Below are 18,016 nucleotides of genomic sequence, written 5' to 3'. Positions count from 1 at the left end.
CGTGCTTAAAGCTGAACGCGCCATCGTTGTGATGGATCGCTTGTCGGATCTCTATCCTGATCCGCCGATTCCGTTGGACCATCGTGACGAGTTCACGCTGTTGGTGGCGGTGCTGCTAAGTGCTCAGTGCACCGACAAGAAGGTCAACGAGGTCACGCCGGAATTGTTCGAGGTGGCGGGCACACCCCGAGCCATGTTCGAACTGGGCGAAGCGAAGATTCTCGAAATCATTCGACCGCTTGGGCTTTCCAAACAGAAAGCGGCTGCGCTCGCGAAGCTTTCGGATTTGCTGATTCAGCAACATGATTCACAGGTCCCACAAAGTTTCGCCGAATTAGAAGCCTTGCCCGGCGTCGGTCATAAGACCGCTAGTGTCGTGATGGCTCAGGCGTTTGGTGTTCCCGCGTTTCCGGTCGACACCCACATTCATCGACTGGCTCAGCGATGGGGACTGACGTCGGGTAAGAATGTGGTGCAGACGGAAAACGATTTGAAGAAGCTGTTCCCTGAAGAGAAGTGGAACGACCTTCATCTGCAAATCATTTTCTACGGTCGCGAGCACTGTACCGCTCGCGGTTGCGACGGCACCAAATGTGGGCTTTGTCGCGAACTGTATCCGCGTCGCCGAAAACCGGTCGTTTGGATCAAACCGTAGTTACAGTCTTCGGTGCACTTGGTTATTCCGGCGAACACCAAACCACAATCGCCGGCAGCAACGTGAGGTTGGCGACTGTTGAGGCGGCCAGTGTGGCAGCGACAAGCAGCCCAAAAGTCGCGGTGGGCACAAAGGGGCTGGTTACCAGCACGCCAAAGCCCACGACCAACGCGAAACTCGCTAATACGATCGGCAATCCTAAGTCGGTCGCGGATTCGACGGCAGCATCATGTGTCGAACTGCCGGATAGCCGTCGGCGATGATAGCCGCTTAGAAAATGAACGGAGCCATCGATTGATAATCCGATGGATACGGCACCGATCATCGCAGAACCCAAGTCGAGTTGCCCGCCAAAAAGTCCCATCAATGAGAGCACGACCACGATGGGTAACGTGTTAACCAGCAACGCCGCCAAGGTTTCTTGCCATTGTCGGGTGGCAAGCCATAGCAGGGTGCCGACCAAACAGCATGCCAGTCCGAGGGCTCGCCATTGATCGCGAATCAGGCTGTCGACCAATTGCGACATTAAAACCGAATAGCCAGTCAGTAGCGGGCGGTCGGATTCGGCTAGGTTATTTTGCGTCGCGTACAGATCGAGTTCTTGGGTAATCGCTTGGGCAATGGCCGCCTTGTCCGGTCCCGACATCGCTTCATCGCGACGTAGCATGATCCGTAGTGAGCGGTGAGGCGAGTTCGCCGTTGGTTCAGGAAACGTCAACAATGCATGCGCAAATTCTGGGATCGCAGCACGCATGCCGGCCAGACGCACGTCCGGAGTGACAAACGACAGTAGGCTTGCTTTTGCCGCGACCGCGTCGGCATCGGCCAGACTGAGGACCTTACTAAGTCGGCTTTCACCATGCGGGCCCACGCGAATCGCACGTAAGCGATTCTCCAGTGCGAGCACTCGGTCCAGGTACGCTGGCGAGATCGAGTCTGGCGCTGGCAAGACGATGTCGATCACCCCAGCACCACCGAGTCGTTCTTCGACGCGACGGTAAACGGTCGCGATCGGACTGTCGGGACGAAAGTTTTGTAGAAAGCTGGTGTTGGTGGTCAGTGTGGCAACATGGCTGCCGCATGCCAGTGTGACCAGCAAAGTCGAGATTCCCAAAGGTATGCGGTTTCGCAATGCGATTCGGACGATCCTGCTTAGAAACTCTGAGCGTCGGTTTGGCACCCGAAGCTGATCCTGGCCGTCTGTATGACGCCAAATTCGAAGGCGGTCGGGCCACGCCAGGATCGCTGGCGAAAAGAGGATTAACGACACCAGCACAGATAGCGAAGCAACTCCCGTCATGATGCCAAACTGCTGAACAGGTCGAACTCCAGAAACCAGCAGCGATGCGAAACCAGCAGCATCCGTTAAACAGGTTGCGGCGATGGGGATCGCGAGTAGAGCGATCGTCGGTGTGGTGCTAACGCCGGATCGACGGCTGATTCCCAGGTGCATCACCGCGGCAACGACAATCACCGCAACAATCGCGATCAGGACGGCGGAAACCAAGGACAGTTCGATCCCGAACAACACCATGGTCGACCGCGTCGCCAACGTGGACCAGATGATGCAGATTGCCGACAAAACGACTACTCGGATATCGCCGAGAGTCAATAGAATCACCAACGCCAGCAAACTGATTGTGCCGATGGCCAAGCGTCTTCCATCCGCCAAAATGAGGTCAAACGCGTCCTGCAAAAGGATCGGTTCACCCACCAAGGCTGCATTGGAATCGGGGTTTACCGTATTCATTTGGTCGACCATGCGACGCAGGTCAGCCAGTGTCTTTTGGATGTTGTCGGGACCAAGCATCGCAACGATCGCCGATGTTGATTCGTCGCTGCTATGCGTGTATCCCTCGAAAAGTTCGCGGAACTCTTGAGCCAAATCGTCGTCGCGATTGAATAACGCGATGGAATCGTCGGACGCGAACGGAAGCTTTGGTCGTAGGTAGGCGAACACGTCGACCAGTTTGGCAACGGATAGAACACCAGCGACCGCGTCGAGAGATTCAACTTGAAGAGTCCGCCTGCGGTTGCGATTCAACCCATCTTGGCTCATCAAGTTCGGGTCGTCATAGACAACCATGACGACTTGGTTGCCGCCAAAGGTGGATTGAAGTTTTTGGTAATCGGCCAGTGAGACATCGTCATCGGCAAACATCGACGCCAATTGCCGGTTGACTTGAAGTCCCGATTGTATCGTCGCCAGTGGCCAAAGGCTCGCGATGCCAACGAGCAGTCCGAGCCAACGATATCGGTTGAGGAAAGACGCGAATCCAGCAACCGTCGTTGCAATCAGTGGCGGTCTGATGATGATCTCCTAGACGTCATCGTTCGACCCGCCGGAAGCACCCGATGCGTCTGGGGTACCCGACTTGGTTGCAACCGCATCTTTGTCTGGCACCATTCCAGGCGGCGGGAAGAAGATGGATTGAACGACCAGCATGATTGCGCCGGTGACCAATAGTGAATCGGCGATGTTGAAGTTCGGCCACCGCCACTGGTCGGACGCTTGCCAAAGGATCCAATCTCGCACACCGCTTTGCCATTGTTCGGGATAGCCGGGTTGCCACCACATCCCAATGCGATCATAGAAGTTGCCAATGATCCCGCCGGTGATGCATCCCATTGCGAAGGTAAGCCATTTTGAAACAGCGCCTTTGAACCAAAACAGCCAGACCAAAATGGCGATCAGAGCGAAGACCGAGATTCCTGCAAACAGAACGCCCTTGCCGGCACCGATTCCGAAGACGGCACCGATATTGACCGCGGTTTCGATCCCGAAGTAGCCTTCGATCAACCAGTAAATTTCGCTCTGGCCGGGAAGACCTCGCCATTCAAAAATGGCCTGTTTGGTCCACAAGTCGGCACCCCCGCCCAAAACGGCGAGCGCGGTAAAGAGAACGTAGCGAGAAATGGGGACCGAGCCAATTGAACTTGGTGCGGTCGACGTCGCTGCAGTGGAAGAGTCAGGTTCAGGGGTAGCCATCAAAAAATCGCGTGGGGAGTGGGGGGCCACGGGAAGACGACCGCCCCTGATAAACAGACGGCGGTGCAGTGTTGCCCTGTTCTATCGAAACCCAACGATTTTCATCACCCCGGTATGCCAGAAAGTGCTAACGTCCAACGCGAACGCGTCCGGAACGAAGCCGTTTTTGTGGCGGAGTGCAGGCCCGCGAATTCAGCTCGTTCATCCCAGCAACGCTCGATCGGAAGATTGCATCGAGCGTTGTTGCTAATCCTAGTCGCGGTGAGGTAACAAATCAGTTGCGGGGCGGTGGCAGTTCGTTGTTGCCGAAGCCCGTTTGATCCGATGCAGTGTCTTCCGGCAATGCGAGCGGATCAGGAAGAATTGCTTCTTGATTGCTTGGTTTTTGAAGCCGTTCCATCGCGGGTGCAGGTGCGGGCTCTGGTGTTTGAGTCGCGGTGGCATTCGGCTTGGATCCACCGAACAAGCCGCCCAATGCCGATCCCATTCCGCTCAGCAAACTTTTGCCACTGTCGGTTGGATCTTTCTTGGCATTGTTGGCTTGGCTGGTCGTCGGGCTGGAGGCTCCGCGAATCGGTTTTCCACCGGGACCGCCCATTTCCACATCCAATTCCACCATTGCGTCACTGCGGACCACGCCGAATTGAACACGGTCGCCTGGCTGGCTAAGCGATAGTTCACGAATCAAGTCATCGATATTGCTAATCAAACGTCCTTCCACCGAGACGATTCGGTCCAGTGGACGGAATCCACCAATTTTGCCTGCCGTTTCTTCCCCCGCGGTCGCAACCTCGACACCACGCTTGGGCGTCGCATTGCGTACTTCCAGACCCAAAGAGGCACGGGGGCGAGCCAAGGTTGGGCCGGCGGTGGAGGAAACCGGTGGTTTGGCGGCTTTGCGTGGTGTGGCGGAAGGTTGCCTACCGGATGCGTCGTCTTGTTTGTCGGCGGAAGCTTTGCCAGCAATTGCATCAGCAGGATCCAGATCGTCGGCCGTTTGGATGAACGGGACCATGGCTCGATAACGGCGACCGTTGCGATACAGTTCGATGGTGGCTTGTTGCCCGACACGGCTTCGGGTTTGAGCCCGGCTGACATCTGCCAAGGAAGCGGTTCGCACGCCTTCGATCGCGACGATCACATCCCCTGGACGTAGGCCGGCGCGGGTTGCCAATGAATCTTCACTGAAACCAGTGATAGCCAGACCACGGTACGGACCGACTTGGCTGGGTGAAACCTCGATGCCCAGTGTGGGCGTGTCGGATGAGTCGGCTGTATCGGATTTCCCCGATCGAGACTGGCCCGGCAGTGGCTTCGCCAAAACTCGAGCGTTTTTGGGGTCCGCATCAGCGCGGGATTGTCCTGGAGCTGGGTTGGGAGCTGAACGCCGATAGGCATCAGGTTGGACAGCCGGCGGCGGCTGAAGGGCGGCTCGGCGGCTTTCCGCTCGGGCACGCAGGCGACTGAACAGACCTTGAGCGGACGCAGATTGCGTGTCGACGCAGGCCAAAATCGCCAAACTGACCAGCAGGCCGAGTCCGATTTTGGAAAGAGGAAACATGAGTTGGGACAAAAACTTGGGCATGAATAAATCCGAGAAAGCGAAAATGTTGGTGGACCAAAGGTCGGATCCAATCTCGAATCAACGTCCGAGGTGAACCTTTCGTCCCCCCCGATGATAGAAGAGCCGACCGTTCCGGCCAACCAATCGGCCCAGATTCGGTTGCAAACCTCGGTTTCGACACGACAGGCAATCGCAATGGACGATAAACTCCCCGTCTAGCGATACACTCCCATACGACTCAGTTTCATGCCCCCTAATTCTTCTTCGTTGAGTTCGACCCGCAACCGGGACATTTGCGTGTGGGAATTGCCAATCCCAGATCTCGCGGTTGTCCTAACCGATTTTCTGGGACGCCTCTCGCCGACCCGAGTCAGCATCATTACCGACCAGTTGCGGGCAATTCTTCGGTCCGATCGCCAGCAAGATCTCGTGTTGCTTGCCGCATCAGCGAGCCCCGCCAATCTGGAAGAAGCCGTCGTGCTGATCGCGACGGTTCCTGAACCAGGTGACACCGCCTCGGTCCTGCATATGGACTGGACCCATCCTGCTACACCGGGCGATGCGACGGTTGCGGCCGGTTGTGCCGCGGCAATCTATCGCGAAATGGTCCCGATTTTCTCGGCCCGTGGTGTGCAATTCATTCAGTGGGCAACCGACCCTGACGAGACCGTTTCGCACCCGGCCGACTTGAATGCAGATCGGTCTGTGTTCGCTTGGCCGCGCCGAATGGGGTTCGTCCAAATCGGCACGCTGGATTATCTAGCGATGGACTTCCCGACCGCCCAAGACGGTGATGGAACGACACCGGTAATCTCGGAACGCGAACCGACGATACTTATCGAAACGCTGGATCACGAATCACCCGAAGCCGTGGCGGAGTTCGAACAGGTGATCCAGCACACCTATTCGGGGTCACTGGATTGCCCTCGGCTCGAAGAATATCGCACGCCCACTCAAATTATTCAGACTTACCGAAACGTTGATGCTTATGCACCGGAGTTGTGGTTCAGTGTACGGGCCGCTGTTACAGATGAGGATAACTTGTCTCGTGGCGAAGTCATCGGATGCATGATGTTGGCAAAACATCATAGTGCTGCCGATAACAACTTGGTCCTTGAACTGGTATACATGGGCGTGGTGCCGGAGCAGCGGGGACGCCGATATGGCGAGCAAATTATGCAGCAAATTTCGAAGATTTGCATTGCTGAAAATGCCAGCCGACTCGTATTGGCGGTCGATCAACGAAATCGCCCAGCGCACAGTGCGTATCGACGAATGGGAATGCTGAGCCTGTTCCGTGAAACGGTTTGGGTTCACTCGAATCAAACTGAATCTTTGGACTGAGTTACTGGCACCGTAGCGGAGTCAACCATCGACGATTCCAGTTCGGACGCCGATTTCATAATCAATGCGATGTCGCTGTCATCACCGCTATCAAGCTGGCGAAAAGGAGTCGGCGGGAAGGCGATGAAACTCGCGACCCAGCGAATTGCGATGGCGAATGCCGGACTCACCGTGTTTGCGTCTGACGGGTTGCGATCTGCAGATGGTTCGGTGCCCTACTAGCTATCGGCAGGACGTTGACTTCGTAGATATGAGCCGGTCCTCGTTGCATCACGGAAGTCATTTGAGTCCCCGATGGCATCCTCATTGAAAGCTGTCGGGCCGTGACATGGTTGTCGACAACCAAGAGAGATCGTCCTGATTGTTTGATGAAGTTAGGCAAAGCCGCATCGTCGACATTCATGAAATTGGTAACGTCGTGACGGTTTAGATAGAACGGTACTTCGGAGAATTCATGGTCGATCGTGGCGATCGATTCGTAATTCTCGATGGCCAGTTTGTCGGGCAATGGAGATGACTCACCGAACAATGTTTGTGAGCGACTGTAGGCCGGTACCATTTGATGCATCATCATGACAGCAAACAGAAACGCCACGCCGGTGGTGCTGCCCCACGCTATCCTGGCCTGATACCGGTTGCCGACTAGTAACAGCGATGTGACTAACAAAGACGTCCAAAGCATCGCCCAGGCATAGACTGAGAGGGACGCTTGCGGGTTGGTCATGATGACGAAGACTGCAAAACCGACGCCCGCCAGACAGGTTGTTGCTGTGGCAGTCCGGGCGGACCAAAAGCGGGCGAAAAAGTGCCGGTTAGGATTTTGCGTACTGCCAAGAACCTCATTGAGATAGTGCCCAATCATCAATGCCAAAGCAGGTGCGGCTGGCAATAAGTAAGTCGGCAGTTTGCACTTCGACATTGAAAAGAACACAAAACACCACACGCTCCAAAGCAACAGGAATCCAATCGCAGGCGGACGTTGAAGTCGGTTCTCTTCGCCGCGTCCAAACAGAAAGCGTGCATAGGGAATCGTGAGGAATGACCAAGGATGCCCCGCAATTAAGAGCACTGGGATGAAGTACCAAAATGGTCGGTGATGAAACTCGCCCGCGAATCTTGCCACGTTATGTTTGTAGAAAAACTCGACCAAGAAGCTGGGGTCTCGTTGGTGGACCGCAATGAACCACGGTAACGCGACAATGGTAGCGACCGATCCAATCAACCCGTAGTGCCACCACTTTGGTTGGGCGTGTCCGTGTGATAGCCATGCCATTACCGCAACTGGAGGCAACCATAAGACAATCGCGACGGGACCCTTCGTTAGAAAAGCAAGACCGATACAAATGCCCGATAGTAGCCACCAGCCTATCCGTAGATGCGATCCGCGTATCGCTTCGTAAGCCGTGAAAAGCGATAGCGACACGAACAGTGAAAGCACACCGTCAAGCAATAGATAGCGACTGGTGAAGGCGAAGCCGACCGAGAGTGAGAGCACGATACCCGCGATCAGGCCGATCTTACGATTGAAGAATCTTGTTCCGAAAAACATCGTCGACAAGATGGTGGCCAATGCAGCAAGCGATGGCACCAACCGAGCGGAAGCCTCGCTCATCCCAAAGCATTTGTAGCTTAAGGCACATAGCCAATAGACCAGCGGTGGTTTGTCGTAATAGGTATGGAAGTTCAACATGGGAAGAACCCAGTTGCCTGTGGCAATCATTTCACGTGGGATTTCAGCGTAGCGAGTTTCATCGCGATCGATCAGCGGGTAACTCAAATTGGTGAATAGAAAAGCCGCCGCGATGATCAACAGTCCGAACTGAAGCAGGCTGATCTTCATCGCTGAGCGATTGGGAGTCTTGCTGGCAAGGAAGCCCGTTTCGTCGGAGCGATCATGCGGCTTGGAAGTCGAGAGCAAAACCTCGTTCCACCAAAAGCGCGTCAAGCTGACAAGTACTTTGGGAATGTGCCTGGCGGATACCGTGCTTTCACCCAGCGTTCGGGGGCGATGCGAAACGCCGACTTCCACAATCCGGCACCCCAGACGTTTGGTCTGGGTTAGTATTTCAGAGTTGACGAGGAACCCGTTGTGTTTAATGGCGATTCGTTTGGCGATGTCCTGATGAAACATTTTCAGTGCACAGTCAACGTCGCGGACTCCGGTGCCGATCAACGCTCGGACCAATAGGTTATAGACCTTCGAATACAAACACCGGATGGCTGAGTCTTTTCGATCGATGCGGTATCCACAGACCACTTCGTATCGCTTGGATAGCAGGACGAATCGGTCCAGTTCGGTCAAATCAAATTGGCAGTCGGCGTCCGTGAAGACCACCAAGTCGTTCTTGGCCGCAGCGAATCCTGATCGGATAGCGGCGCCGTAGCCTTGATTGGGTGAGTGCTGCACCAGTCGGATGTGACCATTCTCGGCAGCCAACAATGTCACAATCGCCGCAGTTTCGTCCGTGCTGCCATCATCGACAACGATGATTTCGTAGGACTCAGTCACCTGCCGGAGCGATTGATTCGCTTCGGTGATTGCGGTCGCGATGACATCGGCCTCGTTCCAAGCCGGTAAGATGAGCGAAAGAGATGGGGCTGATGGAATCAGGGCAGATTCAGGCGGGTGCATCCTTGCACTCCTTTTGTTTATTAAAGAATTAGTAGTTCGCGGTGACTCTACGGCGGCCAACCGTTGGCGGCAAGTTCAACTTGTAAGTATTTAGTAGTTAGGTGCGTGTAATAGCGGAATTGAGTTGGGATGTTCGTCTGGGCAAGGTATAGGTAAACAGTCGCTCGGTCGGACTGTAGAACGAAAGCGACAGTTCGTCCTCGTTGACCAGCATCCAACAGAATCCAGCGGTGGCTAAGGCGAACCGTGTCTCGTCGATCCAAGCCGTACTGCGGAGCTTGCTGCCAGCACCGCTGATGACCTGGATCCAACCTCCCCCGGAATCCAGCAGTTGCAAGTCGTGATCGTGACCGGATAGATAAGCGTCGACGCCGAACTCGGTAAAGATTGGTGGTAAGAGCTCGGCGATGGACGGCACGATATCGTGCTGGCCTCCTGAAATGGCGGGATGGTGGCCAACGACGATTTTGTAATCCGCTTGACTAGCTGTCAGTTCATCCCGCAACCATGCCAGTTGTTCTTTGGCAGCAACGGGGTCGAGATGAAGACTGTTCGTGTCCAGCACAAAGCAGTCCACGGTCGCGGTGCCGGCACGATGGGATGTTTTGTAAAAGCGGCTTGGCATCTTCCACCGGTCGCTTTGCTGGGTGTACTGCACCTGAGCATCGACGTTACCACTGACGTCGTGATTGCCTAGGCAGGCATAGAAGGGCATATCGAACGATTCACGATCGAACAGCGATTCAAAATCACTATCGAATCGAGGGTCATCGACTGATTCGACGCCGCGTTCGTAAAAATTGTCACCTAAGAGCAATGCTGCGTCAGGACGAGACCAATTCGTATGACGACTCATCGCTTGAACGACCGCGTCGCGTCGCAGGGTGTCTTTTCCCGTATCGCCTACGATTAGCATGCTCAACTGCCCCTGATCGTTGACCCGTGTGGGTTCGGTTCCAATCTGAAACGGTTTCGCGTTTCGGGTGACGATAATCCACTGGTTGTGTGCCGCGACCCGGTATCCCAGGTAACCCAGTGGGCTAAGCAGGACTGCTAAAAACGTGCGACGGGACAGTCGTGGCATCTTCGGCAGTGAACTCATTTAACTATTCCTTTAGTAATTAAGTGTTCGCCCCATTCGAGGCGGTGCGGGCGGCAACCCGACTCAATAGTTCTCGGGCATCCACTCGTGCAGTTGCACGCGGTCTTCAAACCGTTCAAAGTCACGGACATGAACGTTGAAGTGGTGGAGTGCCTTCGCTGACCAGCTCGGCCACGGTGACCATTCACTTCGTTCGGACGCGAGTGCGTTCGTGGGGATCCACACTTGTTGTATGGAAACAGAAACCAAAACCAGCAACGCGATTCCGAAGACGGCGCGGACTCGGCTTGGTTGGTTGTCAGTTTGAGCCAATTTCACCAAACGATTGCTGCGACGGATCAAGGCGCTGCTTCGGTTTCCGAAAGCTAGCGTTCCCGCGGGCGTGTCAGTACAAGAGACGCTGTTGCATTGCTCGGCCACCTTGGCAAGGGTTCTTAAGTAGTCACTGAACTTACCGGTGGTCTTGGCCGCGACTTCATCGCAAAGGAACTCGCGGGTGAGTTCGGCACCACGTGCAGCAGACCAAACTAAGGGATGAAACCAGAACAACGTTGAACAAACACCCTGCAAAAAATGTTGCATCGGATGTTGAGTACGCAAGTGCTCGAGTTCGTGCACCAGCACATGTCGCAGTGTGATATCGTCTTCATCAAGTAACGTTGTCGGCAATACGATAACCGGTCGTTGAAGTTGCCAACAAAACGGTCCCTTAATTTCCGCCGAGGTCAGAATCGACAGGTTGGGAAGGCCGTCGGTAGCAACTTTGGTCCGCTGCAATAGTGCAGTTGGATCGATCGCGTCGCAGCGAAAGCGTAGGAAACGAACTAAACCAAGGCACAGCAGGGCACGTCTGATGATGGAAAAGGCAACTCCGATTCCCCACACGATGGCCAATCCCTCAACAATACTTGCTTGCCAAGTAACCATGCTTTGCACGGTTTCGCGTGAGACGCCCGATGGAAAGTCAAACAACCGGCGATGAGGCAAGGCAACCGCTGCGACGACCAACGCGATGACGGCTAAGAAACAGGTCGTCCACAATCGACAACCCCAACGCGAGTCGAGAATCCATCGCTGCAGTGCGAACGTGGTCACGAGCACGACCGTGATTTGGAAACACAGCGTGATGGCTACCTCGAACGCGAACCGCGTGTCCATTACGAGTCTCCCAACTCAGCAGCGGCTTTCTTGACGGCGTCGATATCATCCGGTGATACTGCGTCCGATTGCAAAAGACTTAACACGAGCGATCGTGTGGACCCACCGAATAGTTGATCCGCTAGTGATTTAAGCATGCCTTTGCGGACATCTTCGCGAGTCACCTTTGCCGTATAGGTGAACGCCCGGCCGATCTTCTTGCCGCGGCGAACGACGTTCTTGTCTTCAAGAATCTTCATCGTCGTTAGTACGGTGGTGTACGCTAATTCGCGGTCGATCGAAGCAACGACATCGTTGACCGTAACGGACTCTTTGTTCCAGACGACGTCCATGACTTCCGCCTCACACTTTGTCAATTCAACCGTCTTTTTTGATGATCGTGGCATAATGATTTTGAAAGTGGACGTTCTAATAAGTGGTACGCAACTGCGACCATTGATGATATTCGAGTAAGTCGACGCTATTGCTGACAAAGGAAATGTGGCCGTCACCCCACAAAAAGTTCACTCCACCAGGATGCCGACTGGAATGATCAGCCTCGTCAGCGAACGGGTTGTTGATACCCTCCAGAGCGGATCCGACAATCCGAGCCGCGGCGTCTTCGCCTTTGAGGCTGATTCCCAGCCAGGTGGAAGGAACCTGGGCCATCGTTCGTTCGCCGACCATCAGCGTATGGGAGAGGCCACGACTGAAGTCGCGGAACCGAGTCACTTTATTTTCCAGGAATGCGCCGTCACCCAAGGGTGCTGGGATGGAGTCGTCGGCTTCGAGTGTTCCGAAGGTTCCGACGTAGTTTGCCGTTGGCAATTCGACCAATGCGAGGGGAAGATCGTCGGACACCGTGGATTTCGTCATCACGAGATGGTCGTCTTCGTCTTCCTCATCACCCTCGTATAACACGAAGGTAGGTTCGCTGATGTCCGACGGACAGAGCATCATTTCCAGCGGAGTGTGCCGGGCCAAGTCGTGAGCTGGGTCTTCAATCGGTTTCTTAGTATCGATCTGGCTGAACAAACCCGGTTGTTCCAGGAACGGCAACAGTGGGACGGCCCAGCCGTACGCCGAATCCGCTGAGGGTGTGAACGTCCAGCCAGCCGGCAGGCTCCGTCTGACATCGTGATGATTGTGCATGGCCACACCGATTTGATGCAGGTGGCTGGTGCACTGGACGCGACGGGCGGCTTCCCGGGCAGAGCCGAGGGCGGGCAAAAGCAATGCCATTAAGATCCCAATGATTGAGACCGACACAAGCAATTCAAGCACCGTGAAAGCGGTGCGATTGGTTGATTGAGGGGGCATGCATTGCATGGGAATTGGCCACATCCGTGTGAGTTGATGTCGCCAATTTACGAAACACTTAGTTTTATCGCAATGGCTTCTTGAGATTGTATCCCTGCAATTAGCTAGGTCTGCAAGAACTTGCAGAGTCTCGCAAGACCTGGTTGGCAGTCGTCACATAGAGCGGCAAATCGCCAACAAGTGAGCCGTTAATGGGCAGGTTCTTTGGTTGGGAACTTCGGTGCACCGCCGGTATATGGGAACTCGTCGAATTTCTCTCCGCCGCCGATGACGCGTGGGTCGCCAGTTGCCTCGAGTTCACTTGTCAGTTGGTTCGAGAGTCTCTTGAGAACCTCGGCATATTCAGGATTGGCGGCGAGGTTGTTTTGTTGAGCCGGATCCTTTGCGACATCATAGAGTTCGAATTTGGGGCGCTTTCCAAAGGAAAGATCGTAGAGTCTTTGGTGTTCAGCATCCTTCTTTTCGTTGTCGAACATGTAGGATTTCGTCGGGCCGTTATCGGTGTCGGATAACCACGCGTTTTTGATGTGGGCGTTCTTGTAATCACGAGTACCGGCGGGCCAGCGATCGGGTTCGAAGTTGTGAATCAACAAAAAGTCTTCGTTGCGAATCGCCCGGCAGGGATAGCCACCATTGTCGGTTCCCGCTTGGCTGGGGACGTGTCGTTCCTTGCCAAACAGAACGTGCTTACGACTCGGGTCGATCCATCCGCTGCGATGAGCCGACAGCAACGGAGCCAAACTCCGGCCGGTCATCACGCCTGGAATGACAACGTTCGCGATTTCCAAAAACGTGGGTGCTAAATCGGTGCTGCTAACAAAGTCTTGCACCCGGTGTCCGCCCTCGAAATGTCCGGGCCAGTGGATTGCTAGCGGGACCCGAGCCCCTTCGTCATAGATGTTGCTCTTGGCACGCGGGAACGGCATGCCGTGGTCGCTGGTCATGACCACGATGGTGTTGTCCAGTTCACCGAGTTTTCGGATTTGGTCGATGTGGTGACCGGATTCGCGGTCGAAGCGTTGGACCTCAAAATAGTAGTCCGCCACATCGCTTCGCACTTCTGGCGAGTCCGGGAAGTTGGGGGATAATTCGATCTCGTCTAGCGGTATGCCGCTTTCGGCGCCGGAGCCTTCTTTGTAGCCGCGGTGTGGATCAGTCGATCCGAACCAAAAACAAAAGGGTTTGTCGGTGGGACGCTGCTTCAAGAATGTCTTGAAGTCTTTGAACTTGTCGCCGGCAGGGTTTCTCGGTCGGTCGCCGTTTTTTCCCGGTGCCCAGCCCTTGCGGGTGTAACCGACGAAGTAACCATTCTCTTCCAGCAGATCGGGATAAACGGGAATGCTTTTGGCGAGCGGTCCGTAAAGGTTGGCTCCTGAATCGAGTCGCCAGTGCCATTGGCCCGTTAGGATTGCGGCACGCGACGGAGTGCAAGAAGGTGCGGAGACATAGGCGTGTTCAAACAGGATGCCTTCCTTAGCCAAACGATCGAACGTCGGAGTTTTGACAACCTTGTCGCCGTAGGCACCAGCGTGAACTCCCCAGTCATCAGCAATGCAGAAAAGAATATTGGGGCGCGGCTCGGATGCATGCAGAATTCTTGGCATTGCCAACGAAATGCAAATCACGATCACTCGGCTAAAATGGTTTGGCACAGTCGTTCCTAAGGGGCAATGGGGAATGTGGCACCGCTTCATGGAAACGCAGAGCGGCGGACACTGGTCGTCATTGTACTCGCCTCATCATCCATTCGTGCTTTACCGAAGGGTGTGAAACACTAGGCGAGTGGTCTTGCCTAATAGGCTATTGAAACAATACATCGCATTGTACGAGGTCCCTATTTGCGTGGGCGGTATGTTCAGTGTGCTTGTTCAGTGTTGTCGATATGTTCTTGCCGCGAGTATTCGTCTGCTGTGCTGCCAGTTGCTTGATTGTGTTGCTGTGTGGGATCGGGGGATGTCAGGTGTTGAAGCCTGTACCGATACCGGAGGCGGGTTACCACATCGCGCCGGAGTTGGTGGCGGCAAACCGCAAGCCAATCGAAATTGGGCAACCGCAACCAATCATCGACGCGGTGGGTTGGGTGTGGGGAATTCCTGACAAAATTCTTTTGTGGGATCGACGAGTTTCACGCCACAAAATATCGGAGCCAACGCTGCTGACGGTTGCCGAGTATGTTCAAGAAAACAACTTGCCGCACGTGAAAGTGCGAGCCAACCAGTACGCGCCTTGGCAGGATTGGAAGCGGCTTCCCAAGAACAAAACGGTGGCTTGGCCCTATCGCTACACCTTAGGCGTGTTGTCGGTCGCGGGCGAAGCCATCTTCCCTGGACGTATCTTTGGCGGCGATCATTACAACCCGTTCACACAAACGGTGCACCTTTACAGCGATGTGCCTGCGATCGCCCTGCATGAGCTAGGACACGCAAAAGACTTCACCCGTCGAGAGTGGCAGGGTACTTATGGACTCGCGTATTTAGTGGTGCCGTTGTGGCACGAGACACTTGCTAGCCAGGAAGTAATGGCCTACTTACACGCTCATGGTGACAACGCCGGGTTGGCGGAAGCGAATCGGATTTTGTATCCCGCGTACGGCACCTACGTTGGGGGAGCAATAGGAGACTTCGTCCCCGACTATGCGGTTCCCATCTACTACGGTGCGGTGATCGCCGGTCACATCAACGGGCGAATTTTGAATCGGGATCTGCCATCGAGTACAAGCTCGCATGGGTATGTCACAGCACAAGTTGCGTCGACTGAAAATCGGTCCATGGTCCATTTGACCAACGCGATCGATCGCACCGGATTTGACTGGGTTTCGCAAGACAATGCGTTAATCGCGGACACGCAATTGATCGAAGACGCGCCCTTGTTTCGGTAACGCGTTTAGCATGTTTGCACAACCATTGAGGTTGTCGATCGTATGTAGCCGTAAGCAAACTACTTAGCGACGACGTTTCTTCTTCTTTTCACGTCGATCGTTTTTGCGTTTCGTTTTGTAATTCGGTTTACGGCTATTCGTTTCCGTTCGGCTGGGTTCACCCGGTCGTGACGCTGTGTGGTTCTTGACGACCGATAGGTAGAGCTGCCGATCTTGAAGATCCACTTTGTCGACCCGAACGGTCAGTTGGTCACCCAAACGGAACCGGTTGCCTTGCTTGAACCCGATCAGCATTTGACCGCTGCGTTCGAACCGATACTTGTCATCGGGCAATGTTGTGACTGGAACAAAGCCATCGACCGGTAGCTTGGTGCAACGAGCGTGAATGCCGTCGGCAAACACACGGCTGATGACGGCTTCCAGTTTCTCCCCTATCTTCTTTTTTAAGAAGTGGAGCAGCTTGAGTTCAATCAGTTCCCGTTCGGCTTGTGCGGCGTTGCGTTCGGCGTCGCTGCATTCGTGGCCGAGCTTGACCAGTTCGGCGAATGAATCGTCAGGCGTCGATTTTTCCTCCAACAGCTTTTGCACAAGCCGGTGTACGGACAAGTCAGGGTAGCGACGAATCGGACTGGTGAAGTGGCAATAGTGCTCCATGTCCAATGCATAGTGTCCTTCACGATGCGGTCCATAGACCGCTTTGTTCATGCTTTTCAGCACGGCGAAGTTGACTGCGTTTTCCAGCGGCGTTCCTGCAACCTTGTCCAGCACTGCTTGGATTTCAAAGCGGCTTTCGACATTGTCGATTCCGAGACCAAGGTCTTTGACGAACGCGGTAAGCATGCGTAGCTTGCGACGCTCCGGCGGGGCGTGAATTCGGTGCAGGAAGTTCAGTTCCAGCTTGTCGAGCCAGAAGGCAACCGCTTGGTTGCCCGCCAACATGAACTCTTCGATGAGCTGGTGGCTTTCGGTGTGTTCGACAAGATGTGCCCCCCGGACCTTTCCTGATCGATCCAGTTCAAGCTTGATATCAGGCATGTCCATCGACAGCGAGCCGGCTTTGAAACGCTGCTTGCGCATCTTCATTGCCAGTTCATGCATGTGGTCGAGCAGCTCACAAACGGGCTGCCCCCAGTCATCGACGAACGACTCGCGAGCTGATAGGTATTGGTCGATTTGCTCGTAGTTAAAACGTTTGTCGCTGCGGATCACTGCATTGTGGACTTCGGTGTGCGTGATCGTCAGGTCGTCAAGCATTTCGATCTCAACCGTCTTGACCAATCGCCGTCGTTCAGGCTGCAGCGATGCCAAGTGGTTTGAGATGATCTCGGGAATCATCGGGATGACGCGATCGGGCAGATACACGCTGGTCGCGCGAAGTCGGGCCTCCACATCAATCGCTCCACCGACATGCACGAAGTGGCTGACGTCAGCAATATGCACCCACAACCGCCAGCGACCGTTCTCTCGCTGCAACGAAATGGCATCGTCAAAGTCGCGGGCATCAAAGGGATCGATCGTGATCGTTAACAGATCGGTGAGGTCCTTGCGACCTTCGGGCAGGACGTCTTCGTCGAACTCATCGGCGCGGACGCGGGCTTCATCCAAAACGGCTTGCGGGAACTCATCCGGCAATCCGTATTGTCGCATGATCGACAACGTGTCGATGGCCGGATTCTTGCTGCTGCCGAGTCGTTCCAAGATGACGGCCTCGCCACCGTGGCCGCTGTCGTCGGGGAAGTCGACGATTTCGACGAACACCTTGTCGTCGTCGACCAAGGGCAGACCGCGCACGTCACCGACACTAACGGGCGTGTCGAAGTGGACACCGTCGAGATAGACGACGGGACCTTCGGGCAGTTCAGCAGCGGAATCGGAAGAGCGATTGTCTTGGTAAGGTCCGGTTTCGGGAGCAATCGCTTTACTGCGGAAGGTGCCGGTGTACTGACGACGTTCTCGCTGGATGACGGCGACAACGACACCTTCGACGCCGCCCCGTCGTCCCGGGCTGATTTGGACCTCGACCAGATCACCTTCCATTGCCCCGCCGGTCGAACCGGGAGGGACGAAGACGTCTTCGGGCACGTCATCGGTGACGCCTGTACCACCACTGGATGGGCGTACAAAGCCGAAGCCGCCACCCATCGCGCGACGAAACTTGCCACGAATGCTGTCGCTGGCACCGCCCACTGCGGCTGCGGCAACGACAAGGTGGTTGCCGCCATAAACCAGCCGGCCTTCTAAAACGAGTTGTTTAATGACGCGGCGAAGTTCGCGATACTCGTCTAAATCGAGTTTTAAGTGGGTCGCGATTTGCTTTGGCTTGCTCGGGCGGTATTCCGCTGCGTGGACCCATCGAAGCAAACGATCGGTCAATTCTTGAGATACTTGCATGGCT

General features: G+C 55.0%; 14 protein-coding genes. 3 read left to right on the top strand and 11 right to left on the bottom strand.

Annotated features, from left to right (window positions below):
• Position 1: 1 nt before the first annotated feature.
• Complete coding sequence (nth, locus tag ACR3ZL_RS26730) at positions 2 to 655, top strand: endonuclease III (RefSeq protein ID WP_473650043.1); 654 nt, start codon at positions 2 to 4, stop codon at positions 653 to 655.
• A 22-nt stretch (positions 656 to 677) separates the two neighbouring features.
• Here the strand turns inward: nth and ACR3ZL_RS26725 are convergent, their stop codons facing one another.
• The 3 genes from ACR3ZL_RS26725 to ACR3ZL_RS26715 form a co-directional block, all read right to left on the bottom strand.
• Complete coding sequence (locus tag ACR3ZL_RS26725) at positions 678 to 2,816, bottom strand: efflux RND transporter permease subunit (protein WP_473650044.1); 2,139 nt, start codon at positions 2,814 to 2,816, stop codon at positions 678 to 680.
• Between the two features lie 159 nt (positions 2,817 to 2,975).
• Positions 2,976 to 3,644: a signal peptidase II gene (locus tag ACR3ZL_RS26720; protein WP_473650045.1), complete on the bottom strand. Its 669-nt coding sequence runs from the start codon at positions 3,642 to 3,644 to the stop codon at positions 2,976 to 2,978.
• A 274-nt stretch (positions 3,645 to 3,918) separates the two neighbouring features.
• Positions 3,919 to 5,229, bottom strand: a complete 1,311-nt coding sequence (locus ACR3ZL_RS26715) for a PDZ domain-containing protein (RefSeq protein WP_473650046.1) — start codon at positions 5,227 to 5,229, stop codon at positions 3,919 to 3,921.
• Between the two features lie 225 nt (positions 5,230 to 5,454).
• Here ACR3ZL_RS26715 and ACR3ZL_RS26710 point away from each other — a divergent pair, with 225 nt between their 5' ends.
• A complete protein-coding gene (locus ACR3ZL_RS26710) occupies positions 5,455 to 6,552 on the top strand; it encodes a GNAT family N-acetyltransferase (protein WP_473650047.1) in 1,098 nt (365 codons plus the stop codon).
• On the opposite strand, the gene ACR3ZL_RS26705 is transcribed toward ACR3ZL_RS26710, so the two are convergent.
• The 7 genes from ACR3ZL_RS26705 to ACR3ZL_RS26675 form a co-directional block, all read right to left on the bottom strand.
• The gene (locus ACR3ZL_RS26705) at positions 6,531 to 6,722 is read right to left on the bottom strand and encodes a hypothetical protein (RefSeq protein ID WP_473650048.1); all 192 of its coding nucleotides are present in this window, start codon (positions 6,720 to 6,722) and stop codon (positions 6,531 to 6,533) included. The two genes, ACR3ZL_RS26710 and ACR3ZL_RS26705, sit on opposite strands and share 22 nt — an antisense overlap.
• A complete protein-coding gene (locus ACR3ZL_RS26700) occupies positions 6,719 to 9,184 on the bottom strand; it encodes a glycosyltransferase (RefSeq protein ID WP_473650049.1) in 2,466 nt (821 codons plus the stop codon). The genes ACR3ZL_RS26705 and ACR3ZL_RS26700 overlap by 4 nt, the downstream gene beginning before the upstream one ends.
• Before the next feature lie 97 nt (positions 9,185 to 9,281).
• Complete coding sequence (locus ACR3ZL_RS26695) at positions 9,282 to 10,286, bottom strand: metallophosphoesterase (RefSeq protein ID WP_473650050.1); 1,005 nt, start codon at positions 10,284 to 10,286, stop codon at positions 9,282 to 9,284.
• A gap of 63 nt (positions 10,287 to 10,349) precedes the next feature.
• A complete protein-coding gene (locus ACR3ZL_RS26690; RefSeq protein ID WP_473650051.1) occupies positions 10,350 to 11,444 on the bottom strand; it encodes a M56 family metallopeptidase in 1,095 nt (364 codons plus the stop codon).
• Positions 11,444 to 11,830 carry a BlaI/MecI/CopY family transcriptional regulator gene (locus ACR3ZL_RS26685; RefSeq protein ID WP_473650052.1) on the bottom strand — a complete coding sequence of 129 codons (387 nt, stop codon included), beginning with the start codon at positions 11,828 to 11,830 and terminating at the stop codon, positions 11,444 to 11,446. The genes ACR3ZL_RS26690 and ACR3ZL_RS26685 overlap by 1 nt, the downstream gene beginning before the upstream one ends.
• 22 nt (positions 11,831 to 11,852) lie before the next feature.
• Positions 11,853 to 12,743 (bottom strand): DUF1559 family PulG-like putative transporter, encoded by an 891-nt coding sequence (locus ACR3ZL_RS26680; RefSeq protein ID WP_473650053.1) that lies wholly within the window; start codon positions 12,741 to 12,743, stop codon positions 11,853 to 11,855.
• A gap of 188 nt (positions 12,744 to 12,931) precedes the next feature.
• The gene (locus tag ACR3ZL_RS26675; RefSeq protein WP_486173102.1) at positions 12,932 to 14,395 is read right to left on the bottom strand and encodes a sulfatase family protein; all 1,464 of its coding nucleotides are present in this window, start codon (positions 14,393 to 14,395) and stop codon (positions 12,932 to 12,934) included.
• Positions 14,396 to 14,703: 308 nt separating this feature from the next.
• On the opposite strand from ACR3ZL_RS26675, the gene ACR3ZL_RS26670 reads away from it, so the two are divergent.
• Entirely contained in the window at positions 14,704 to 15,621 is a 918-nt protein-coding gene (locus tag ACR3ZL_RS26670) for a hypothetical protein (protein ID WP_473650055.1), read from the top strand.
• 63 nt (positions 15,622 to 15,684) lie between these two features.
• Here the strand turns inward: ACR3ZL_RS26670 and ACR3ZL_RS26665 are convergent, their stop codons facing one another.
• Entirely contained in the window at positions 15,685 to 18,012 is a 2,328-nt protein-coding gene (locus ACR3ZL_RS26665; protein ID WP_486173101.1) for a ribonuclease R family protein, read from the bottom strand.
• Between the last annotated feature and the right edge of the window lie 4 nt (positions 18,013 to 18,016).

The organism is Rhodopirellula sp. J20-39, assembly GCF_057365095.1.
Note: the sequence above shows the minus strand (reverse complement) of the source record. Positions and strands in the feature narration are given on the sequence as shown.

Excerpts from the sequence above, each read along its gene's own strand:
- ACR3ZL_RS26715 (WP_473650046.1), bottom strand. The coding sequence starts at position 5,229 with ATGCCCAAGTTTTTGTCCCAACTCATGTTTCCTCTTTCCAAAATCGGA.
- ACR3ZL_RS26700 (WP_473650049.1), bottom strand. The coding sequence starts at position 9,184 with ATGCACCCGCCTGAATCTGCCCTGATTCCATCAGCCCCATCTCTTTCG.
- ACR3ZL_RS26710 (WP_473650047.1), top strand. The coding sequence starts at position 5,455 with ATGCCCCCTAATTCTTCTTCGTTGAGTTCGACCCGCAACCGGGACATT.
- ACR3ZL_RS26665 (WP_486173101.1), bottom strand. The coding sequence starts at position 18,012 with ATGCAAGTATCTCAAGAATTGACCGATCGTTTGCTTCGATGGGTCCAC.
- ACR3ZL_RS26680 (WP_473650053.1), bottom strand. The coding sequence starts at position 12,743 with ATGCCCCCTCAATCAACCAATCGCACCGCTTTCACGGTGCTTGAATTG.
- ACR3ZL_RS26690 (WP_473650051.1), bottom strand. The coding sequence starts at position 11,444 with ATGGACACGCGGTTCGCGTTCGAGGTAGCCATCACGCTGTGTTTCCAA.
- ACR3ZL_RS26695 (WP_473650050.1), bottom strand. The coding sequence starts at position 10,286 with ATGAGTTCACTGCCGAAGATGCCACGACTGTCCCGTCGCACGTTTTTA.
- ACR3ZL_RS26725 (WP_473650044.1), bottom strand. The coding sequence starts at position 2,816 with ATGTTTGCCGATGACGATGTCTCACTGGCCGATTACCAAAAACTTCAA.
- ACR3ZL_RS26720 (WP_473650045.1), bottom strand. The coding sequence starts at position 3,644 with ATGGCTACCCCTGAACCTGACTCTTCCACTGCAGCGACGTCGACCGCA.
- ACR3ZL_RS26685 (WP_473650052.1), bottom strand. The coding sequence starts at position 11,830 with ATGCCACGATCATCAAAAAAGACGGTTGAATTGACAAAGTGTGAGGCG.